This window comes from Fodinibius sp. (assembly GCF_041642155.1).
Lineage (GTDB): Bacteria > Bacteroidota > Rhodothermia > Balneolales > Balneolaceae > Fodinibius.
Genome location: NZ_JBEPWZ010000031.1, coordinates 1 through 20,417, shown reverse-complemented (window position 1 = coordinate 20,417; position 20,417 = coordinate 1). Strand labels below are relative to the sequence as shown.

Sequence of the window (20,417 nt, the reverse complement as noted above, 5' to 3'; positions counted from 1 at the left end):
CGGCTCCTTTCTCAGAAAAAATTTCAGCCCCAGAAGCTGGGAATGGATCGATGAAAAGCATTTTGTATGCCGAGAACGATCTCTGGCTACTGACAATGAACGCCTGATATCAAGAGAGGTCGTTACCCATACTGATAAAGGGGTTATTGTCGATCAATTTTATGCGGAACGGCTCTACACCGAAAAGGAACTTGAAATGCTGACGGACAAAGTAGGATTTCGGGAAATCAAATTTCACGGAAATATTGAGGTTGATTCGATGCGCAATCAGGACCTGGGGATGATGGCAAACCGGTTTATCCTTACTGCGACGGCGACCAGGGAATCGGCTCCCAAGAAAAATAAAAAAAGCACCCGGAATGTGGTTGTAGTTATGGGGGACCCCAACCTTGCTGACACAGTCAAACCCGATGCCATATTTGATACGGATGATTTTGAAACCATTGACAGGTTGAAAAAGGCACTGAATAAACTTGAAAACTACAGATTCAGCTATATCGATAATCACAATACGATAATTACTGACCTTCAGAAGATAAAAGGAAAAACAGATCTGGTCTTCAACCTGTGTGATGAGGGATTTGGTAACCATGCACAAAAAGAACTGCATGTACCTGCATTATTAGAAATAATGGATTTTCCCTATACGGGCTCCAATCCCCAAACACTCGCCTACTGTTATGACAAATCCCTGATCAGAGGCATCGCCACAGAAATCGGAGTTCCCGTAGCTGACGCATCCGTAATTACTGCAGAAGAAAATCTGTATAAGCTTAATATTCCCTTTCCGGTCATCGCCAAACCGAATTTTGGCGATTCCAGTTTTGGCATTACGCAAAAAAACGTTGCTTATACTATTGAAGAGCTGGCCGACGCTATCCTCGGAATTAAAGAACAATTCGGCTATAATAAGCCTGTCCTTATTGAAGAGTTCTTGACCGGCGCAGAAGTTTCCGTAGGTGTTATCGGTAATTTGGGCAACTATACGATCCTTCCTGTCATAGAGGAAGATTACTCCGAGCTGCCCGAAGGGCTGCCGAAAATTTGCGGGTATGAAGCAAAATGGCTTACGGATTCTCCCTATATGCAAAAGTTAAAGTCGGTCAAAGCCAACCTGTCTTTGCCTGTCGAGCGGGAACTTATTAATCACAGTTTGAAGTTATTTCAGCGCTTGGACTGTAAAGACTATTGCCGGTTCGACTGGCGATTAAACAGATCTCAGGAACCCAAACTGCTGGAAGTAAATCCCAATCCCGGTTGGTGCTGGGACGGTCACATGGCTGAAATGAGCAGTATTGGGGGGAGGGACTATTCCACTATGCTGGAGGCCATCCTAAGCGCTGCAGAATTGCGCCATTCCGGGCAGAAGAAGTAACGGATTAGAAACCTAAGGTAGTGTTAAAGTTTACCTCTAAGCGTCAACAATTGGATACCGAGCCTTATCTTGCCCCTTATATTCCCTTCGGTAACAGCTGATTAATTCGAACAGAATGGCGCCGTATTCTCAGCTACGGGTTTTGCAACTGTGGACTGCTTTTTTTATTCTCTTCCCATTACAGAAGTTCTGAAATAACTTCTGCAGGAACGGATGCTTCGGAGCAACAAAGAGTTACCTGTTACCGGAAAGCAACAGACCTTTTACAAGAGCAAACCTTATCCTTTGCCTTAATATAATATACCCATACTTGCCATGAATATAGCAGTTGCCCAGTTCGAGCCCAGAGACGGAGATAAACCCTATAACCTCTCCGTGATCGAAGCACTCACCCAAAAAGCCAAAGAGCAGGAAGCCGATTTGATTAGCTTCCACGAAATGTCCGTCACCGCCTATACCTTTACCAAAGATCTCAGCCTGGACGAACTTACCGAACTGGCTGAAGTTGTTCCCGGGGGACACAGCACGCAGGAATTAATGCGGATTTCGTCCCGCCATGATATTCCTGTTCTTGCCGGATTGATAGAAAAAGAAGGCGACAAACTGTATAACACCTATATTGCGGTATCCGGAAACCAGCTGCTTGCAAAATTCAGAAAACTGCATCCCTTTATTAACGGACACCTCTCCCCCGGGAATGAATACGTGGTATTCGATCTGATGGGATGGAAGTGCGGGATCCTGATTTGCTATGATAACAATATTATTGAAAATGTCAGAGCCACTTCGCTGTTAGGCGCGGAGCTTATTTTTGCTCCCCATGTAACGGGCTGCACACCATCCAGCATGCCGGGTAGAGATTATGTTGATGACGAACTCTGGCAAAACAGGAAGGACGACCCGGTATCGCTGCGACTTGAGTTTGACGGTCCCAAGGGCCGGCGATGGCTGATGAGATGGCTGCCGGCCAGAGCGTACGACAACGGTGTCTATTACGCGTTCACGAATCCCATAGGATATGATGGAGATCAGCTCAAAAACGGCAATTCCATGATCCTGGACCCCTACGGGGAACTGCTCTCCGAGGTAAAGTCGTTTGACGACGAAATCACGGTTGCAAGAATCACAAGGGAGAAGCTGAAGCTTGCTGGAGGCCGGAGATATCGAAACGCCCGAAGGCCTGAATTGTACAGGGACATCATCGGCCGGGATCATAATCCCGAGACAAAGCCCGCCTGGATGAAGGACGAAGGGTGAAGGGTGAAGGTGAAGGTGGAAACAATGTATAGAGCTTTTTTAAAGGGCTGGATGGGAGCCTGTCGCCCGTGCCTGAAACGATGTGGTCGAATTTTACAAATGTTCATATGGATAGATATGCTAAAACATGTGAGGATAATTGGATTCCACATGGCGGGGATTTTCATCAGAAGAACTATTCAGAAGAGGATTGTTCTCCCGCCCTGTTCACCACAAGTAACAGTATAAACTCCAGCGCGATAAGGATGGCTACGCCCACCAGGTGTACCACCTGATAAACCGGGGGGATACCCAGGTAATAGAGTCCAACCCCGGTTGCAATCTGCAGGAGTATGATTCCTAAAATCCAGCTGCCGAGCTTGCTCAACAGGGGATTCTCAGTACGCCACCGCGAAATATAGAAAAGGATTCCCCCGGATAAAAGAACAACCCATGAAAAAGACCGGTGCAGCTCATCGACGGATCCCACTTTTGAAATCCACAGATTCCGGGCGGGGGGACTGTCCATATTTTTCAGCAGATCGATCACTTCGCGTACTTGCGTGCCTATGCTCAGCTGAACAAAGGTGATGATTAACAGCAATAAGCCGCTTCCCAGAAGCCAGCGCCGGGTTTTGAGCGGAAGCTCCAGCTCAAGTTGTTTTTCCGAAGCCTTGAACACGGCGTAGATGAGAGTCATCATAATGATCATGGCCAGCAGCATGTGCAGTGTAATCAGCCATTCACTGAGTCCCGTAATAACCACCTGTCCCCCGAGCCATCCCTGAATCAGAACCAGTACCAAAGCAGCGCCGGAACTATAAAATACAGCCGGCTCTTTTTTGCGGTAAGGGACCGAAAGTACAAAAGTGACGATAATAAGCATCCCGATGATAACCCCGATCAGGCGGTTGATATACTCAGTCCAGGTTTTCAACACATTAAACTGGGTGGCATCAAACCGGGCGGGGAGATCAGCCACAGCCGTGGGCGGGATCCACATGCCGAAACACCTGGGCCAGTCGGGACAACCAAGTCCCGCCCCCGAAGCCCGAACAAGTCCCCCGACAAATATCAGAAATATCGTCGCCCCGACAGTTGTCAGCGCGACCTTTTGATACCTATTGAGCTTCATATAATCCTGCAAAACGACCAACGCTATTCTTTTCCGGGGGGTACCACTTTTAATTAAAAATTGGTACCTTACGGCCTATTAAAATTACAGATGAGGCATGAATTTAAGCACAGATTTTACGCTTTCAAAGTTTATTAACACAAAGAAGATTTCGGCCTATTATGAACTGACCAAGCCCGGGATTACGCTGACAGTCCTGGCCAGCATGCTCATCGGCTTTATCCTGGGCTCCGGAAGTGAGGTCGACTATCAGCTCCTGCTTCATGCCGCCTTCGGTACCTGGCTCATCGCCTCTGGTACGGCCGCACACAACCAGTTCCTGGAGTGGCGGCTCGACAGAAAAATGAAACGCACCCAAAAGCGACCCGTCCCCTCCAGCAAGATTACGCCACAACAAAGTGTTGTATTTTCTCTGGGTTTAATGGTAGCGGGACTCATTTACCTGCTTGCTGTGGTTAATTATGTGGCGGGACTCGTATCCCTGCTGACCACACTCATCTATCTTGGCATTTATACGCCTATGAAACGCGTGTCCGTTATCAACGTGTTCATCGGTGCCATCCCCGGGGCCCTCCCCCCCGTTGGCGGCTGGGCCGCCGCAACGGGACATCTCGGCAGCACGGCCATGTGGATTTTATTTGGCATTGTCTTTTTATGGCAAGTGCCGCATGTGATGGCTATTGCCTGGGTCTGCAAGGATGATTATACCAACGCCGGCTTTCAGATGCTTCCCCGGAATGATCCGGGGGGATATAAAACCCTTGCACTGATTCTCCCGTGCCTCCTTGCGCTGATCCCGGTTTGTTACGGCCTGTACTATGTGGACATGAACAGCTGGCTCTACCTTGCGGGATCACTTGTCAGCTCGGTCGTTTTTCTGTACTACGGACTTATCTTTGCCCGGGATCGTAATAAGGCGTCGGCCAGGAAATTAATGTTTGCGTCCTTCGGCTATCTCCCCGCCATCTGGGCTTTCGTCATTCTGGACCTGCTGTTGCTATAGTTTTTGAGCCTGCTTTCCGGATTACCATGGAATCAGCGGCCGGGACTGTATTATAACGTGGCGCCGACTGAAGCAGACACCAAATAAAATTAGGCGAAATCCGATATTCTCACCTAAAAATACGGGCTGGGATTCGGCTCCTCTTTGCATTTCTTTGTCTCCCCTTTCGAAAGGCTTTTCAGTTCTGAGATAAAGCTATTCCTTATTACCCATCCCAGAGACTTATTACTCGTAGATCGGGGGATATTTCGACGGGTTAGCCTCACTCATGATGGCATATACGGTTTCAAAAATATCCTCTTTATTCGGCTTGGAGAAATAGTCCCCATCTGATCCATAGGCCCCGCGATGTTCTTCGGCGGTCAGGCACTGCGGCTCGGAATCAAGATAAAAATATCCTTTCTGCTCTTGTATCACCTTATTCATCATAAAAGCAGATGCCCCGCCCGGTACATCCTCATCCACAAAAAGGATACGGTTTGTCTTCTGGAGCGACTCTACAATCTTATGTTCCCGGTCGAACGGCAATAGGGTCCGAACATCAATCAGCTCAACAGAAATGCCCACCTCTTTAAACTTTGGCAATACCGACTGGCAGATGTTGAAGGTTGAGCCGTATGAGACCACGGTAATATCCGTTCCCTCGGAAACAACGCTTGGCATACCCAGCGCTACGGTAAACTCGCCTAAATTATCTGGCAGCTTTTCTTTGAGGCGGTAGGCGTTCAACGGTTCAATAACCAGTGCGGGATCATCGCCCTGCAGCAGGGTGTTATACATGCCTGCGGCCTCGGTCATGTTCCGCGGCACACACAGATGAAGGCCCCGTAGACCGTTGAGGATCATACCCATAGGCGAGCCCGTATGCCATATTCCTTCAAGCCGGTGCCCCCGCGTACGCACAATAAGCGGGGCCTTTTGTCCCCCCGCACTCCGGTAGCGTACCGTTGCCAAATCATCACTTAACCCCTGAAAACAGTAGAGGATATAATCCAGGTACTGGATTTCGGCAATGGGACGCAGCCCGCGCAGAGCCATACCGATTCCCTGCCCCAAAATGGTGGCTTCACGGATTCCGGTATCCTGTACCCGAAGTTCGCCAAACTTCTTCTGTAAATTTTCAAGTCCCTTATTTACATCCCCAAGCTTGCCCGTATCTTCCCCGAAGACCAGCGTTTCAGGATATTTTTCTAAGATTTTTTCAAAATTATCCCGCAGCACAATGCGCCCATCCACCCGTTTAACATCAGCGGGATATGTTGGTTTAACTTCTTCAACATGCAACGGAGACTGTTTGTTCTCGCTGTACAAGTGAGAGCCGTAACGGTTTTTATTGATCTCAAATTGGGCGTCAAGCCATTCATAGAGCTTCTCTTTTACCGGAAGCTGCTCGTCGCGGGTAATTTTGCATGCCCTGCGAACGGCAGAGAAACCATGCTTTCGAAGGGGTACCTTCGGTATCTCCAGCTGCCTTTTAAGATATTTTAATTTTGTCTTGTGGCTGCTCTGCTCAATAATATCGTCCAGCAGTCCTCTTACCGTATTGAGATCTTCCTCTAACTCGGCGATATAGGCTTCCCTCGCCGCATTTTTAGCTTCTTCGGCCTCCTCCCGGGCATCCTTTTCAAGCTGTATTAACGCTTCCTCGGAGGCAATTTCCTGATCCAGCAGCCATTTGCGCATTTTACGGATACAGCAGTGCTCTTCCTCCCACTGCAGGCGTTCATCAGGCTTATATCGCTCATGGGACCCCGAGGTTGAGTGTCCCTGCGGCTGGGTAACTTCTTTCACATGAACCAGTACCGGCACATGCTCTTGCCGTGCAATATCGGCGGCCTTCCTGTACGTATTCAGCAAAGCCTGGTAGTTCCACGCCTTGACCGTAAGTATTTCCAACCCCTCTTCCTCTTCCGTCCGCTGAAAACCGGAAAGCACTTTCGAGATGCTTTCCTTGGTCGTCTGGTATTCCCGCGGCACCGATATGCCGTAGCCGTCATCCCAGACCGAAACAACCATCGGCACCTGCAGCACACCGGCAGCATTTATGGTTTCCCAGAAGATTCCTTCCGACGTACTCGCATCGCCGATGGTTCCCCACCCGATCTCCTTTCCCCCGTTAGAAAATTTCCGGAATTGTTCCAGGTCAAGCAGGGTTTCGTGATTACGATATACTTTGGAGGCCTGTGCCAGTCCCAACAAACGTGCCATCTGTCCCGCCGTGGGAGAAATATCGGGCGAGGAGTTTTTCATACGGGTCAGGTCCTTCCAGCTTCCATCCTCATTAAGGCTTCTCGTACTGAAATGGGCATTCATCTGGCGTCCCCCGGTATGAGGATCAGCCTTGGTATTGGCATGCGCATAAAGCTGGGCAAAAAACTGCTGTACCGTAACCTGGCCGATAGCCATCATAAACGTCTGGTCGCGATAGTAGCCGGACCGAAAATCTCCATCCTTAAAATATTTCGCCATTGCAATTTGAGGTAATTCCTTGCCATCCCCGAAGATCCCGAACTTAGCCTTACCGGTCAGCGTTTCTTTGCGCCCTATATACGAAGCTTCACGACTTACTACGGCTAATTTGTAATCCGCCAGGATTTCCTGTTTTTCCACATCAGTCAAATTAGCAGTAGTAAAACCGTTCGATTGCGTTCTGCTTTCTTTCTTCGTTTCCGTAGGTGCCATAATTTCTGTTTTTCAGTTCGTTCACGACTGTGGCATCGTTTAATAAATCATGAAGCCCCGAAAGCCGTTTTCAAGTCATCTTCCGGATATAAATCTGAAAATATTGTTAAGTTATGTATGATTGCCATATATATGTTCAATTAGATCAATATTTGAACGTATATTTATATTCATCTATCCATCTCTCTTCCTGCATCACTGCCTCTAAAATCTATAAAACAGATGCTTGAGCGGATATTCGCCGGACCCGGTAAATGGCACGAAGTTCGAGCTGCACGAAATCCCGGACAGCTACTCCATAAATCCGCCACGTGTCATTTTTATCGGATCCAGAGCTTCACGAAGCTCTTCGTCGGTAAGATCCGTCATCTCCCGGGCTACTTCCTTCACCGGGCGTCCCTCTTTATAGGCTTTTTTTGCAATTTTTGATCCCTTGTCGTAGCCGATAACAGGATTCAGGGCCGTAACCAACACCGGGTTCCGCCCTACCGTATCGGCCACCTTTTCCCTGTTTACGGTCAGGCGCGTAACCGAACGGTCTGCCAGGTTGCGGGCGGCATTGCCTAAGATCATGATTGACTCCAGCAAATTGTGGGCGACCACCGGCAGCATTACATTCAGCTCAAAGTTACCGGACTGCGCTGCTATCGTAATCGCCGAATCGTTGCCGATAACCTGTGCGCAAACCATCGTGACAGACTCTTCAATTACCGGGTTAATCTTACCCGGCATAATGGAAGAACCCGGCTGCAGCGCTTCCAGCTTAATCTCACCTATACTGCTGTTGGGACCTGAATTCATCCATCGCAGATCATTGCCGATCTTCATCAGCCCCGTTGCAATCGTCTTGAGCTGTCCGCTTAGTTCTGCCGGAGCGTCGACCGTCGACTGCGCCTCAAAATGATTGGACGCTTCTTCAAAAGAAAAACCGGTGGCTTCAGACAGCGCTTCAGCCATCCGGGCTCCAAACTCCCGGTGGGTATTAAGTCCCGTGCCCACTGCCGTCCCGCCCTGGGGCAGCTCCGATAGCCGTTGCAGCGCCGATTCCAGTCGCTCAACACCCAGCTCGAGCTGACGGGCATAGCCTTCAAATTCCTGTTTAAGGGTGACCGGCATTGCATCCATCAGGTGCGTACGGCCTGTCTTTACCACATCCGGAAACTCCGCTCCCTTCTTCTCAAAAGCAGATTTAAGATGGCTCAGGGCGGGAATGAGTTTCTCTTTGACCGTCACGACGGCAGCCACCCTGATAGAAGTGGGAATCACATCGTTGGAACTCTGCCCGTAGTTCACATGGTCGTTGGGATGAATCACCGTCTCCACTTCCTCCCCCTTAAGCTCATTGGCTCTTTTTGCTATAATTTCATTGGCATTCATATTCGTAGAGGTTCCCGAACCGGTCTGGAAGATATCCACGGCGAAATCGTCGTCAAACATCCCTTCACTGACTTCGGCCGCCGCTTCCTGGATAGCTGCCGCTATTTCATTATCAAGTTCACCGAGCGAGGCATTCACCGAAGCGGCATGTTTTTTCACCAATCCCAATGCCCTGATAAACTCCCTGCTGAACCGAAGGTTACTAACCGGAAAATTGTTCACGGCCCGCTGGGTTTGTGCGCCGTAATAAGCATCCTTAGGTACTCTTACTTCTCCCATGGAATCCTTCTCTATTCGGTATTCACTCATAAATAACGCCCTGTTTAGTTCAAATTAATTCGCAAAACTGTAGCAAACCAACTCACTGTTCATAAAGACTTTAAGGTAGTGATTTTTTAGGAAAGTTTGGAGATTAATAGAGTCGGGGTTCTGCTCCTGCAGCCGAAAGCAGGTAGCGACAGCTTCGACCATTCGACCAGCGGAAGTGCGTTCATTCCACCTCCCGCTTCTCACATCAGGTAGTGCGGATATGGAAGAGCCATGGTCTTCTTCTCTGGAGGGGACCGGAAAGCTTCAAGGTAAGCCGCGGGGCTATGACAGGCGGACACAACGTATATTTTCAAGCTCACATCCTGAAGTTACAATAGTTCTTTGCTATACATCCGGTAGGTTTTCTCAATTTTAGCGCCGATTTTTTCCGCAACCCGGATCATACCGGTATTTGACTCTAAAACCCAGCTTAACTCTGATGATTTATATCCTTCCTGCTTGCCGTTGATAATCGTCTCTTTATGGAGTAACGCATCGATCCCCTTGCCCTGGTATTCCGGTATCACGCCCATCAGGGCCGTGCGGATCTGGTTGATATTGCGGCGATGCCACAGCAATTTGAAGATACCGGTCGGAAAGAGCGTACCATCCATATGCCTGAGCGCCTGGTTCAGATCCGGCAGGCCAATAGAAAAAGCGACCGGCTCTCCATTGATTTCGGCAATGTGTGCGACTTTCGGATCCAGGATAAGCTTCAAATCCTTGGCCAGATCTTCGAGCTCGCTTTCGGTTATTGGAATGAAGCCCCAGTTACCCGCCCAGGCCTTATTAAAAATACGGCGCACAATCTTAACCTCTTCGTCGAGGTTTTTAAGATTCACTTCCCTGATCTTCAGCATCGGCAATCGCCGGCGGACGACCTCCTCAGCCCGGTACATGCGGTCCAGGGAGACCGTGGCCTGGGTCACCCGAAATGCATACATATCCATAGCTTTTTCATAACCGGCGTTTTTAATGAGTTCATCGTAGTAAGGCTTGTGATACGGCATCATAATGCTGGGATAGTACTCAAAGCCGTCAACCAAAATACCGATCTCGTCCATCATGCTGGGATTTGACGGGCCCAGCACATCGCTGTGTCCACGCTCCCGCAGCCAGTCGGAAGCTACCTTAAGCAGCAAATTGGCAACCGACTGGTCGTTTATACATTCAAAAAAACCGAAAAAACCGGTATTGCTATGGTGATGTTCGTTGTAACGGTGGTCCCGGATGGCGGCTATGCGACCGCAGATGTTGTCATCCCGTTCGACCAGAAACATGGCGATTTCGCCATTTTCATAGAAAGGATTTTTCTCCTCATCAATCAGTTTTTTTTGCTCCATCTTAAGCGGAGCAACCCAGTGCTCGTCGCCGGCGTAGTGCTCGTAGGGAAATTCGAGAAACTGCTTTCGCTGTTCGTCCGTCGAGACAAGCGTGATTTTGTGTGTGCGCTGCGTAGCTTTCACGATCTATTGGGTTTCCAGCAGTGACTGACCGTTCCGGTCGATGATTCCCTGGTTAATACCCACTTTACGAAAAGCATCTAATATGCGATCGAGATGTTCATCAGTATGGGTGGCCATATAACTGGTCCGCAACAGCGACATACCCTGGGGCACGGCGGGGGGGACCACGGCGTTGACATAGACCCCCGATTCGAGCAGTTCCCTCCAGAATTTAAAGCATTCTTCCATCTCACCAATCACAATAGGTATAATCGGGGTTTCACTGTTCCATACATTAAAACCCATGGCCCGCAGTTCCCTGCGCATATAGTCCGATATTTCTCTCAGCCGGTCCAGCCGCCAGGTTTCTTCTTTTAGTATTTCAAGAGCCTTGAGCACCGTTGCGACATTGGCCGGCGGCATGGAGGCGCTGAAAATATGTGCCGGTGAGTTATGCCGGATATACTCAATCACTTCCTTGTCTCCCACCAAAAAGCCCCCCAGCGAAGCAAATGACTTGGAAAATGTTCCACTGATCAAATCGATGTCATCCATCATATCAAAAGTCGAAGCAGAGCCGCGCCCCCCTTCGCCAATCACTCCAATCGCATGGGCGTCGTCCAGGTAAAGACGGGCGTCAAACTTTTTTTTCAGCCGGACCAGATCCGGTACTTTGGCAATCGTACCGGACATAGAGAATACGCCGTCGCTGACAATAATCTTGCCCGCCTGTTTGTCCGCCCGCTTCATCAATTTTTCAAGCTGTTCCATGTCGTTATGTCGAAAACGCATGGTTTTAGCGTTTGAGATAAGCGTACCTGTAACAATACAGGCATGGTTATCTTTATCAGAAAAAATAATATCCTTTCGGCCGGCAATGGTTTGGATGGCTCCCTCGTTGGTTTGATATCCGGTACTGAAGAGCACGCACGCATCCTTTCGCATAAAGTCGGCCAGCTTTTCTTCCAGCTCAATATGCAGGTCAAGAGTGCCATTCAGGTAGCGGGACCCGGTGCATCCCGTACCATACACTGTAATGACATCCCGCGCCGCCTTAATGACCCTGGGATCATTTGTCAGGCCAAGGTAATTGTTCGATCCTGCCATAATTACATCCTGGCCGTCGATCTGTACTATAGTTCCGTCAGTAGCCTGCAAAGGCTTGAAGTAAGGATACAAACCTTCCGATTTTATCTCCTCAGCTTTGGTGAAATTGTACGCTTTGGTGAATATGTCGTTTGTTTTGAGGTCTGACCTGGAATTAGCCATTCGTTCCTGCTTTCGACTTTTATATGAGTGCTTATCGTTGCAAATATACTTCCATATTATTCATCAATCAAATTATGAATAATATTATGTTGTTTTATACCGATCGGTTGATAACAACTTGCAAGTATTTTACATACTGATCAGCTACATAGTTCCAATTAAATTGCTTTTGCACATAACTTCTCGTCTGGTCGGATAAAACTTTCAGATTTCCCCCGTTTATCATGGTACGCACCGTGTCTGCAAACTGTTTGGCATCCAGGGTGGGCACGCGATAGCCGTTTTTACCCTGGGTTATCACATCCTTGATACCCTCCAGATCGGCCGCGACAGCCGGCGTCCTGGCCATATTCGCTTCCAGCAATACAATACCGAAACCCTCCATATCCCCCTCAACCGGAACGTTGGGCATCACGAACAAGTCGGCAGCCGCATAGGCCTGTTTCAGGATGTGATCGGGCTGGCGTCCAAGCAGAAAAATACGATTACCATACGGCACATCCTCGGTGGCCTCTCGAATACTGTCATATTCGGGTCCGTCACCGACGGTCACATAGACCACCCGGTCGCTGAGCCGGGGCATAACCTCGCGGATGAACCACTCATGTCCTTTTCTCTTCACTTTTCGTCCCACCGTAAGAAGCATAAATTTTTCATCCAGTGGAATACGAAAATTCTTCTGTAGCCGGTTGCGCGACTCCTGCTTATCGGGAAACTGGCCGAGCCGGATCAAGTCGAACCCGTTAGGCAATGCCACTCCTTTCCCGGGAGCCATCCCCCGCTTGATACACTCTTCCCGGGTTGCCTGGGAAACGGAAATCACCCCGTCAAGCCGGTTAAAAACTTTGGGGATAAACCACTGGTAAATGCTGTTGGGCAGCGTTACGTCCCTTCCATGGTTGATTGTCACCATGGGAACGGGAATACGGCTCCTCAGAAAGTACGCCAGGCTGGCTGTTACCATAGAGGAGAACAGGACAATATCCGCCTCCTTCTCCCGCACCTTATGAGGAAGCTCCATCAGTTGCCTGAATAAAAAAAAGACTGCCTTGGCAACGATCTTCCCCTTTCCGGATACGTTGACAGTCTCTTTAAAAACAGAAACAGATTCTTTCTGCTCCAGCTCCCGAATCAACTGCTGACTTACCCGCTGCATTCCTCCCACATTGTCAAGAATATCGCCTTCCTGCGGGTGGCTGTGTGATACATATAATATGCGCACAATGTTATTCAATTATGATCCTAAAATTTGAGTTGTGGCCGCGGCTCTTTTATAGCTTCCCGGTAGTTTTCAAGCAGCTTTCCGTTCACGTTATCCCAGGAATATGCCAGGGCCTTTTGTCGCGCCGCCCTGCTCATTTCCTGCCAGACCTTTTTATCACGGGCAATCCTGTCAACACACCGGGCAAATTCCTGCGTATCCCGGGGAGCAGCCAGGTAGCCGTTTACGCCCGACTCAACCAGCGACCGGCTTCCTGTTGCATCCGCTACCACACATGGCAGTCCACTGGACATTGCCTCGAGGGTGACATTGCCAAAAGTTTCCGTTTCCGAGGGGAACAGAAAAACGTCGCTGCTCGCATACGCCCGGCTAAGTTCTCCTCCGGTAATAAAGCCGGTAAAATGAGCTTCCGGGAGCATATGCTCCAGTTCTTTTTTAGCCGGCCCGTCGCCCACCACCATGGGTTTTATATCCGGATTCTCCCGTTGCAGTATTTTTATCGTATCTACGAAGGTTTGGAGGTTTTTTTCCCATACCAGGCGTGAAACAAAACTTACGATGGTATCGGAATCTTCATACCCTATGGAGCGGCGCCATTCCATGTCACGATGTCCCGGATTAAACACATCCGTATTGACCCCCCGCTCCCAAATACGGATCCCCTCATCAATGCCCTCTTCATTTAATTCATCGGCCATGGAAGGCGAGGGCACATAAATATGTTTGCACTGGCTGTAAAACCACTGCAGGTATTTCCATCCCAGCATTTCCAGCATCCCCAGGTTATAATACTTCAGGTAGCTGGTAAAATGCGTGTGATAGGAAGCTACAATTTGAATATCATTCGCCTGGGCCCATCGCATAGCGCGGAAACCGAGCACATCGGGTGTGGCCAGGTGGACAAGCGTGGGCTCGAAGGCCCGCAGTCTTTTCTGGGCCGATTCCGGGAAGCCTACCGTAACACGATATTCCGACCGGCCGGGCATCGGCGCCGAGGGGACCGGCACCAGCTCTCCTTCGTGATCGATGGCCGGTTCATCGACGGTGGGGCCAAAGACCAGGACGGGGACGTCCTGCGACTCTAAATAAGCCACCAGCCGATTCAGGGTGAGTGAGACCCCGTCCTGAATGTGATTATAATTTCCGGTGAATATGGCTACGCGAAGCTCATTCATAAATTTTCCAATGCATCATTGAGATTTGTATCTTTGCAGCTGAACCCATCCGTTTTACTTGGGTTAACAAAGTTAACTTAGTCACCAAATATACAAAATTTGATGAAAGCCTTCGTAACCGGCGGCACAGGTTTTATTGGAAGTCATCTGGTGGATGCCCTGCTGGACCACAGCACCTACTCGGAGGTGCGATGCCTCATTCGCAACAACCGAAAATGGTTAAAGGGTAAAGACATTACGCCCGTCATGGGGAACCTGGATGATCTTCCCACGCTGAGGGATGCTGTTCGGGGTACGGATATCGTTTTTCATATTGCCGGACGCGTGATGGCACCGTCTTATCGCGAGCTTGAGCACGCTAACGTAGAAGCTACGGAAAATATTATCCGGGTTGCTCAGAAAGCGGGGGTCCAAAAAATAATTGTGCTCTCTTCCCTGGCGGCGGTGGGCCCCAGCAATGGCCGGCCCGTCACCGAAAAAGACCCGTTAAAACCGGTCAGTATGTACGGACGATCCAAAAAACAGATGGAACGTCGCATCCACGAAATTGCCCATAGCGACACTTCCATCACCATTCTACGTCCCCCTGCCGTGTACGGCCCCCGCGAAGATCAGATCTACTCCTTTTTTAAAATGGTCGACAAGCGCATTTGTCCCATCATCGGCGACGGAGAAAAGCCGGAAATTTCAATGGTCTACGTCGATGATGTCGTACAGGGCATCCTGAAAGCGGCCCGGCAGACAACGCCGGGCGTCCACACCTATTTTCTGACGGATGGCACCCCGCATACCTGGAACAAGATACGGGAAACGACCACCAGGGTGCTGGGCAAAAAAAATATTCCGATCTATCTGAAGCCCGGTCTCGTAAAAAAAATTGCCGGTACGGTAGAAAAAACTGCATCATTTTTCGGGATATATCCCGTTCTTAACAGGGAGAAGGCGAAGGAAATGATCCTGGAGTGGACCTGCTCCAGCGATAAGGCCCGCAAAGAACTGGGATACACTCCCCAATATACCCTTGAAGAAGGCGTGTCACGAACTATTCACTGGTATCAACGACATCACTGGTTATAAGACATTATGAGATATATCAATATCAGGAACTTTTTTGCTCTTGCTTTTTTACTGCTGTCAACTACCCACACACTGCATGCCCAGCACAACCTGGAAAAAGATTACTCATTCGTCATGAATGTGCCCTCGGTCGTTGCGATGGCCAGCTCTCCGGCTCACTTTTATGTGCTCTCAGAAACCGAGGGGATGGCCGTTTTTCGTTCCCGGGCCGACTCGCTACAATGGTTGTACTCGTCTACCGGTATGCAACGCCGGGGCAACAAGGTAATCGCCGATATCCGCTTTGCCTACCTGTTTGGCGAGGGTCCCCGGCTCACGGTGCTTGAACCTACTTCCGTGCTGGGCGTGTATTCCTCCACGGATCTTCCTGCCCGTCCCCTCGACGTCAAACGAATGGGACAGCAGCTCTATGTTGCTCTGGGCAGCCGTGGCATCGGTATACTATCGCTCGAAACTTCATCTGCCGTGGATTCCGGGATTAACTTTATTGATTCCACTGAACTGAAGGGACGCGACATTATCAGCCTGGCGGGAACCGCTAATCGACTTTTTGCACTCAGCGACAATCAACAACTTTTTTTGTTCGACCGCAATGACGATACTATTTCACTGACCCGTTCCCTCGATCTATCAGAAACTCTCACGGACCTGTTCCTGACCGGAGGCACCCTGTACGGTTCGGACAGCAACGGCAATATATTTGAAATCGGCAATAACAGTGATCTTTCAAAACTGGGGAATATCGGGGAAAGAATTAGGGATATCGTGGCGTGGGACGACTGGCTTATCATCAAAGGAACCTCCGACCGGCTCTGGACCTCCTATAAAAGCCGCAGCCCTGAACTCTGGAAAGAGGATGAACAGGCCGGCAACCATATGGCCCTTACCAAGGGCCATCTTTGGATCAGCGAATATGGACAGATCACTAAAATAAACGCTCCGGAACTGTCAAATGCTGACGATAATGCTGTCGGTATATCAAAAAAAACCGGGGGTGATTTTGCCCTTCGGGAAATCCCCAACTATACCATCCCGCACTCCAAACCGCTGATCTTTCCGATCCGGATTGAAGGCGACATATCCGCCGGGGACGTCCGGTTTACCTACCAGTCTCCGGATATCCCTGACGCTGAAGTGCGGGGACAAAGTTTCTACTGGGTGCCCTCTTCCGACGATGTGGGCTCCCACCGGGTGGAAATTATCGCTTCTACCAGCGACGGACGCAGCTCGAGCGCCCGTTTTAACATCAACGTGCGCTCTTTCAATGCGCCCCCCCGCTTCACACCGGTTCGACCCGTCAGTATTCCCGTCGGGGAACCCTTTTCTCTGCCGTTTAACGCGGTCGACTCGGACGGAATAAACAAAGACCTTATCCGGTATCTGGGGGTAAACCTGCCCAAAGGCGCTACCATTGACGAGGCCTCGGGAACAATACAGTGGACTCCCACCCCCCGCCAGGTGGGAGAGAATAGCTTCCGGGTTATCGCAACGGATCAGTATGGAGCGGCCTCTTCGGTGGATGTCACGATCAACGTCGTTGACAATATAAAACAGGACGAATCCGCAAATTAATTTCAAGTTAATCTTTTTTCATTCCATTGGACAACAATGAATTTCAGTCTCGCTTGCTCGGCTGGTACGACCAAAACAAGCGCACCATGCCCTGGCGCAACTGCGGAGACCCTTACAAAATATGGCTCTCGGAGATCATGCTGCAGCAGACCCGCGTCGATCAGGCTACTCCCTATTACAACCGGTTTATCGAACACTTTCCCACCGTCCATGATTTAGCAGCTGCTGATCAGCAGGAGGTGCTCAAAGCCTGGGAGGGACTCGGTTACTACAGCCGTGCACGAAACCTTCATTCCGCCGCCAGGCTCGTCGTCGAACAATTCGACGGGAAAGTGCCCGACAGCTGGGATGAAATTACCGAACTAAAGGGCGTGGGCCCCTATACGGCCTCCGCCGTCCTGAGCATCGCCTTTCAAAAAAAATACGCCGTGGTGGATGGCAATGTCATCCGCGTGCTCAGCCGCTATTACGGCATTGAAGAAAATGTGCGCGAAGCCAAAACCAAAAACAGTATCCAGGAGTATGCCGATGAACTCATTCCCGGCGAGCGTCCCGGTGATTTCAACCAGGCGGTCATGGAGTTGGGAGCCACGATCTGTACCCCTTCAAACCCCGGTTGCCGGGAATGTCCGCTGCAGGCAGGCTGCATCGCTTTCAAAACGGCAAAAATGGATGAAATTCCCTATAAATCAAAAAAGAAAAAGCGTCCCCACCATCATATCGGCGTGGGGATCATTATGAAACCGGACAGTAACAACAGGGTACTCATTGCCCTGCGTCCCGATGATGCCATGCTCGGGGGACTGTGGGAATTCCCGGGTGGCAAGCAGGAACCCGGTGAAGAGCTTACCGAGACCGTCAAGCGAGAGCTGAACGAGGAATTAGGCGTCGAGGTTTCCATTGTCAAACCGTTCATGAAGCTCGATCACGCCTACTCGCATTTTAAGATCACCATGCACGCCTACCTGTGCGAGCTGCAAAGCGGCACGCCCAGGCCTCAAAGCAGCCAGGAGGTCAGGTGGATTTCCATTGAGGAACTGGCCGATGTCCCTTTTCCCAAAGCCAATCGCAGGCTCACTGAAAAGCTGATGAATTTGCACGGGGGACAACAGGAGCTGGAAATATAGATCGTCTGTTCATCAGGGGCGACAAACTCAGGCGCCGGGTTCCGGTAAACGTTGTCCGACTGCTATTCATGCGGACATAACCATAGTATAGAACCTATGCAGCGGTTCGATTTAGGAACAGGGAACTCCCTTTTTGTAGTCCTCTGTATCTGCTCTGGGTACCCTTGTAATATACCTTATAAGGGTGATAGGATAACTACCATAATTCAGGTCCTGGGTTTTGAAAAGTTTATAAGGGGAGATAAATGGAATATACACTTGAATACAGACGTCATGAAGACGGGTAGAAATGCCAATAATAACTTCATTGATACATATTAAATGCCAAAAAAACTAAGAAAACGATCATCAAAAGAAATTAAAAAGCTTAAACCGTTCCTCGACGAATGGGTGGACCGGGTTGAAAAACCGGCGTACATCGATTCCGACCCGGTGCTTTTCATGCATGCTTTCAGCGACAGGGAGGATCAGCTGCTGGCCGGCTTCTTCGCCGCAACCATGGCATGGGGACGCCGGGACGTGGTGATTCGCAAAGTGCGCGACCTGCTGGAGCGGATGGACCATCGTCCCACTGACTTTATCACCCACTATTCCGATAACTATGCCGGGCGCTTCCGGGGATTTAAGCACCGTACTTTCAAGCCGGTGGATATGGAGTGGCTGACTAAAATCCTGCAGTCCATTCTCCGCAAGCATGGTTCTTTTGAAAATTTTTGGGAAGCCTGTTACAAAAAGGCCAAAGCCAACGACCGCCCGCTGATGTCTGTTTTTCATGAGGATTTTTTCGCCCTTCAGCCCGGAACGCCGCGGCGTACCTACAAGCATATATCCAACGCCGATAAAAAGAGCTCCTGCAAGCGGCTCTACCTGTACCTGCGCTGGGCTGTGCGCAAAGGAAGCCCGGTTGATCTGGGAGTGATGAAGTTTATGACGCCCTCCGAACTGATGATCCCCCTGGATGTGCACGTGGCCCGGCAGGCACGGGCACTGGGACTGCTCAGCCGCAGCTATAACGACTGGTGGGCCGTCGGAGAGCTTACCGAAGCCCTGCGTCTGCTGGATCCCAGCGATCCCGCCAAGTACGATTATGCCCTGTTCGGGCTGGGGGTCGACAAAGAAGGCATACCGGAGCAATTTCTCCTGAACCCTTCCTTTTCATCATAGAGTACTTGTATAAAAAAAGTAAAATGACATACTTCTGCCCCGCCCTCCGGTTTTTTTTTTGGTGACGCGGGCCTTATACCCGAGTTTTACGGCTGCTAAGACCCTATACCCGGACACCGGCCGCCACGAAATGATTCCACGTTTTTATTTGTTAGACATTGTGTACATTTATCAAAAGATCCTTATATTTCGCGTCCCTGAACTAAAAGCAAAACAATAGATAATATATGGTTGGAGTTAAAGTAAAAGATAACGAGAGTATTGATCGAGCGGTAAACCGCTTTAAAAAGCTGGTTGCTCGCTCACGCATTTTAAACGAATACAAAGATCGCCAGCAGTATACGAAGCCTTCGAAAGAACGTCGCGAGGCCCTGAAGAAAAGTATTCGTGAACAACGCCGTCGAGAGCGCCACCAGTACTAAAAAAGAGCAGATTTTTTTCGACAAAGCCTTTTAGCTTTTGCTGAAAGGCTTTTTTATGGCCTCCATAATGTTGGATGCCTCCAGCAGTCGCAGGTTATAACGCCGTTCGGGAGTACTTGCACGGGGAATAAGAGCTTTTTTAAAGCCGAGCTTCTGTATCTCCCCGAGCCTTTGGTCCACCTTGTTAACGGCACGTATCTCTCCGCCTAATCCCACCTCTCCCAAAAAGGCAATATTGCTGCTGATCGACTTGTCAAGCAGACTCGACACCAGCGCACAAATCACGCCCAGGTCTGCCGCGGGATCGTTTACTTTCAGTCCCCCCGCAATATTCAGATATACATCCTGTCCCGAAAACTGGTAGCCGCCCCGTTTTTCCAGAACCGCTAACAAAAGTGACAGGCGCCGGTGGTCAAAACCGTTGGCCGTGCGCTGCGGCGTGCCGTAATTGCTGGGAGTCGTCAGTGCCTGTACTTCCACCAACAGGGGACGCGATCCCTCGATAGAACAGATAACCGCATTGCCGCTGACGCTGCTGTCGTAGTCCGATAAAAACAGCTGCGAGGGATTCAGAACATCGACCAAACCCGATTCTTTCATTTCGAAAACACCGACTTCCTGGGCGGGGCCAAATCGATTTTTCAGGCTCCGCAGCATGCGATAGTTGTAATTGCTGTCCCCCTCGAACTGCAGCACGGTGTCAACCATGTGCTCGAGCACCCGGGGACCTGCGATGCTGCCCTCCTTGGTAACGTGTCCGATAACAAGCGTGGTAATGTCCTGTTTCTTGGCCAGCTGCTGCAACAGCGCTGCACATTCCTTTACCT

General features: G+C 49.9%; 16 protein-coding genes. 8 read left to right on the top strand and 8 right to left on the bottom strand.

Translation table 11 applies throughout. The annotated features are described in order from the left end of the window. Both ACESLU_RS03740 and ACESLU_RS03735 read left to right on the top strand, forming a co-directional pair. Positions 1-1,375: D-alanine--D-alanine ligase (locus ACESLU_RS03740; RefSeq protein WP_372635325.1), on the top strand; the 1,375-nt coding region annotated here is incomplete at its 5' end. Between the two features lie 315 nt (positions 1,376-1,690). Next, on the top strand, positions 1,691-2,632 hold the full coding sequence (locus ACESLU_RS03735; RefSeq protein ID WP_372635322.1) for a nitrilase family protein: 942 nt from the start codon (positions 1,691-1,693) through the stop codon (positions 2,630-2,632). 175 nt (positions 2,633-2,807) lie between these two features. Here the strand turns inward: ACESLU_RS03735 and ACESLU_RS03730 are convergent, their stop codons facing one another. After that, positions 2,808-3,746 carry a heme A synthase gene (locus ACESLU_RS03730; RefSeq protein WP_372635318.1) on the bottom strand — a complete coding sequence of 313 codons (939 nt, stop codon included), beginning with the start codon at positions 3,744-3,746 and terminating at the stop codon, positions 2,808-2,810. Positions 3,747-3,843: 97 nt separating this feature from the next. On the opposite strand from ACESLU_RS03730, the gene cyoE reads away from it, so the two are divergent. After that, on the top strand, positions 3,844-4,749 hold the full coding sequence (gene cyoE / locus ACESLU_RS03725; protein WP_372635315.1) for a heme o synthase: 906 nt from the start codon (positions 3,844-3,846) through the stop codon (positions 4,747-4,749). 225 nt (positions 4,750-4,974) lie between these two features. On the opposite strand, the gene ACESLU_RS03720 is transcribed toward cyoE, so the two are convergent. The 6 genes from ACESLU_RS03720 to ACESLU_RS03695 all read right to left on the bottom strand — a co-directional run bounded on the left by ACESLU_RS03720 (position 4,975) and on the right by ACESLU_RS03695 (position 14,228). Further along, complete coding sequence (locus tag ACESLU_RS03720; RefSeq protein ID WP_372635312.1) at positions 4,975-7,431, bottom strand: thiamine pyrophosphate-dependent enzyme; 2,457 nt, start codon at positions 7,429-7,431, stop codon at positions 4,975-4,977. Between the two features lie 291 nt (positions 7,432-7,722). After that, complete coding sequence (locus ACESLU_RS03715) at positions 7,723-9,117, bottom strand: class II fumarate hydratase (RefSeq protein WP_372635309.1); 1,395 nt, start codon at positions 9,115-9,117, stop codon at positions 7,723-7,725. A 329-nt stretch (positions 9,118-9,446) separates the two neighbouring features. Further along, complete coding sequence (locus ACESLU_RS03710) at positions 9,447-10,583, bottom strand: N-acetyltransferase family protein (RefSeq protein ID WP_372635306.1); 1,137 nt, start codon at positions 10,581-10,583, stop codon at positions 9,447-9,449. A gap of 3 nt (positions 10,584-10,586) precedes the next feature. Continuing rightward, a complete protein-coding gene (locus ACESLU_RS03705; RefSeq protein WP_372635302.1) occupies positions 10,587-11,831 on the bottom strand; it encodes an aminotransferase class I/II-fold pyridoxal phosphate-dependent enzyme in 1,245 nt (414 codons plus the stop codon). 94 nt (positions 11,832-11,925) lie between these two features. Next, positions 11,926-13,053, bottom strand: coding sequence for a glycosyltransferase family 4 protein (locus ACESLU_RS03700; protein ID WP_372635299.1), 1,128 nt, complete (start codon positions 13,051-13,053; stop codon positions 11,926-11,928). A 20-nt stretch (positions 13,054-13,073) separates the two neighbouring features. Further along, positions 13,074-14,228: a glycosyltransferase family 4 protein gene (locus tag ACESLU_RS03695; protein WP_372635296.1), complete on the bottom strand. Its 1,155-nt coding sequence runs from the start codon at positions 14,226-14,228 to the stop codon at positions 13,074-13,076. Between the two features lie 102 nt (positions 14,229-14,330). Between ACESLU_RS03695 and ACESLU_RS03690 the strand changes: the two genes are divergently transcribed. The 5 genes from ACESLU_RS03690 to rpsU all read left to right on the top strand — a co-directional run bounded on the left by ACESLU_RS03690 (position 14,331) and on the right by rpsU (position 19,590). After that, the gene (locus tag ACESLU_RS03690) at positions 14,331-15,305 is read left to right on the top strand and encodes an NAD-dependent epimerase/dehydratase family protein (RefSeq protein WP_372635294.1); all 975 of its coding nucleotides are present in this window, start codon (positions 14,331-14,333) and stop codon (positions 15,303-15,305) included. A gap of 6 nt (positions 15,306-15,311) precedes the next feature. After that, positions 15,312-16,877, top strand: coding sequence for a putative Ig domain-containing protein (locus tag ACESLU_RS03685; RefSeq protein ID WP_372635291.1), 1,566 nt, complete (start codon positions 15,312-15,314; stop codon positions 16,875-16,877). Positions 16,878-16,903: 26 nt separating this feature from the next. Next, positions 16,904-18,004: an A/G-specific adenine glycosylase gene (gene mutY / locus ACESLU_RS03680; protein WP_372635287.1), complete on the top strand. Its 1,101-nt coding sequence runs from the start codon at positions 16,904-16,906 to the stop codon at positions 18,002-18,004. 321 nt (positions 18,005-18,325) lie between these two features. Further along, on the top strand, positions 18,326-19,168 hold the full coding sequence (locus tag ACESLU_RS03675) for a TIGR02757 family protein (RefSeq protein ID WP_372635284.1): 843 nt from the start codon (positions 18,326-18,328) through the stop codon (positions 19,166-19,168). Positions 19,169-19,395: 227 nt separating this feature from the next. Next, a complete protein-coding gene (gene rpsU / locus ACESLU_RS03670; protein ID WP_372635281.1) occupies positions 19,396-19,590 on the top strand; it encodes a 30S ribosomal protein S21 in 195 nt (64 codons plus the stop codon). A 30-nt stretch (positions 19,591-19,620) separates the two neighbouring features. Here the strand turns inward: rpsU and ACESLU_RS03665 are convergent. Then, on the bottom strand, positions 19,621-20,417 hold a 797-nt coding region (locus ACESLU_RS03665), incomplete at its 5' end, for a magnesium chelatase domain-containing protein (RefSeq protein ID WP_372635278.1).

Coding starts and splice junctions, on each gene's coding strand:
- ACESLU_RS03735 (WP_372635322.1), top strand. CDS start 1,691: ATGAATATAGCAGTTGCCCAGTTCGAGCCCAGAGACGGAGATAAACCC.
- ACESLU_RS03730 (WP_372635318.1), bottom strand. CDS start 3,746: ATGAAGCTCAATAGGTATCAAAAGGTCGCGCTGACAACTGTCGGGGCG.
- cyoE (WP_372635315.1), top strand. CDS start 3,844: ATGAATTTAAGCACAGATTTTACGCTTTCAAAGTTTATTAACACAAAG.
- ACESLU_RS03720 (WP_372635312.1), bottom strand. CDS start 7,431: ATGGCACCTACGGAAACGAAGAAAGAAAGCAGAACGCAATCGAACGGT.
- ACESLU_RS03715 (WP_372635309.1), bottom strand. CDS start 9,117: ATGAGTGAATACCGAATAGAGAAGGATTCCATGGGAGAAGTAAGAGTA.
- ACESLU_RS03705 (WP_372635302.1), bottom strand. CDS start 11,831: ATGGCTAATTCCAGGTCAGACCTCAAAACAAACGACATATTCACCAAA.
- ACESLU_RS03695 (WP_372635296.1), bottom strand. CDS start 14,228: ATGAATGAGCTTCGCGTAGCCATATTCACCGGAAATTATAATCACATT.
- ACESLU_RS03690 (WP_372635294.1), top strand. CDS start 14,331: ATGAAAGCCTTCGTAACCGGCGGCACAGGTTTTATTGGAAGTCATCTG.
- ACESLU_RS03685 (WP_372635291.1), top strand. CDS start 15,312: ATGAGATATATCAATATCAGGAACTTTTTTGCTCTTGCTTTTTTACTG.
- ACESLU_RS03675 (WP_372635284.1), top strand. CDS start 18,326: ATGCCAAAAAAACTAAGAAAACGATCATCAAAAGAAATTAAAAAGCTT.
- rpsU (WP_372635281.1), top strand. CDS start 19,396: ATGGTTGGAGTTAAAGTAAAAGATAACGAGAGTATTGATCGAGCGGTA.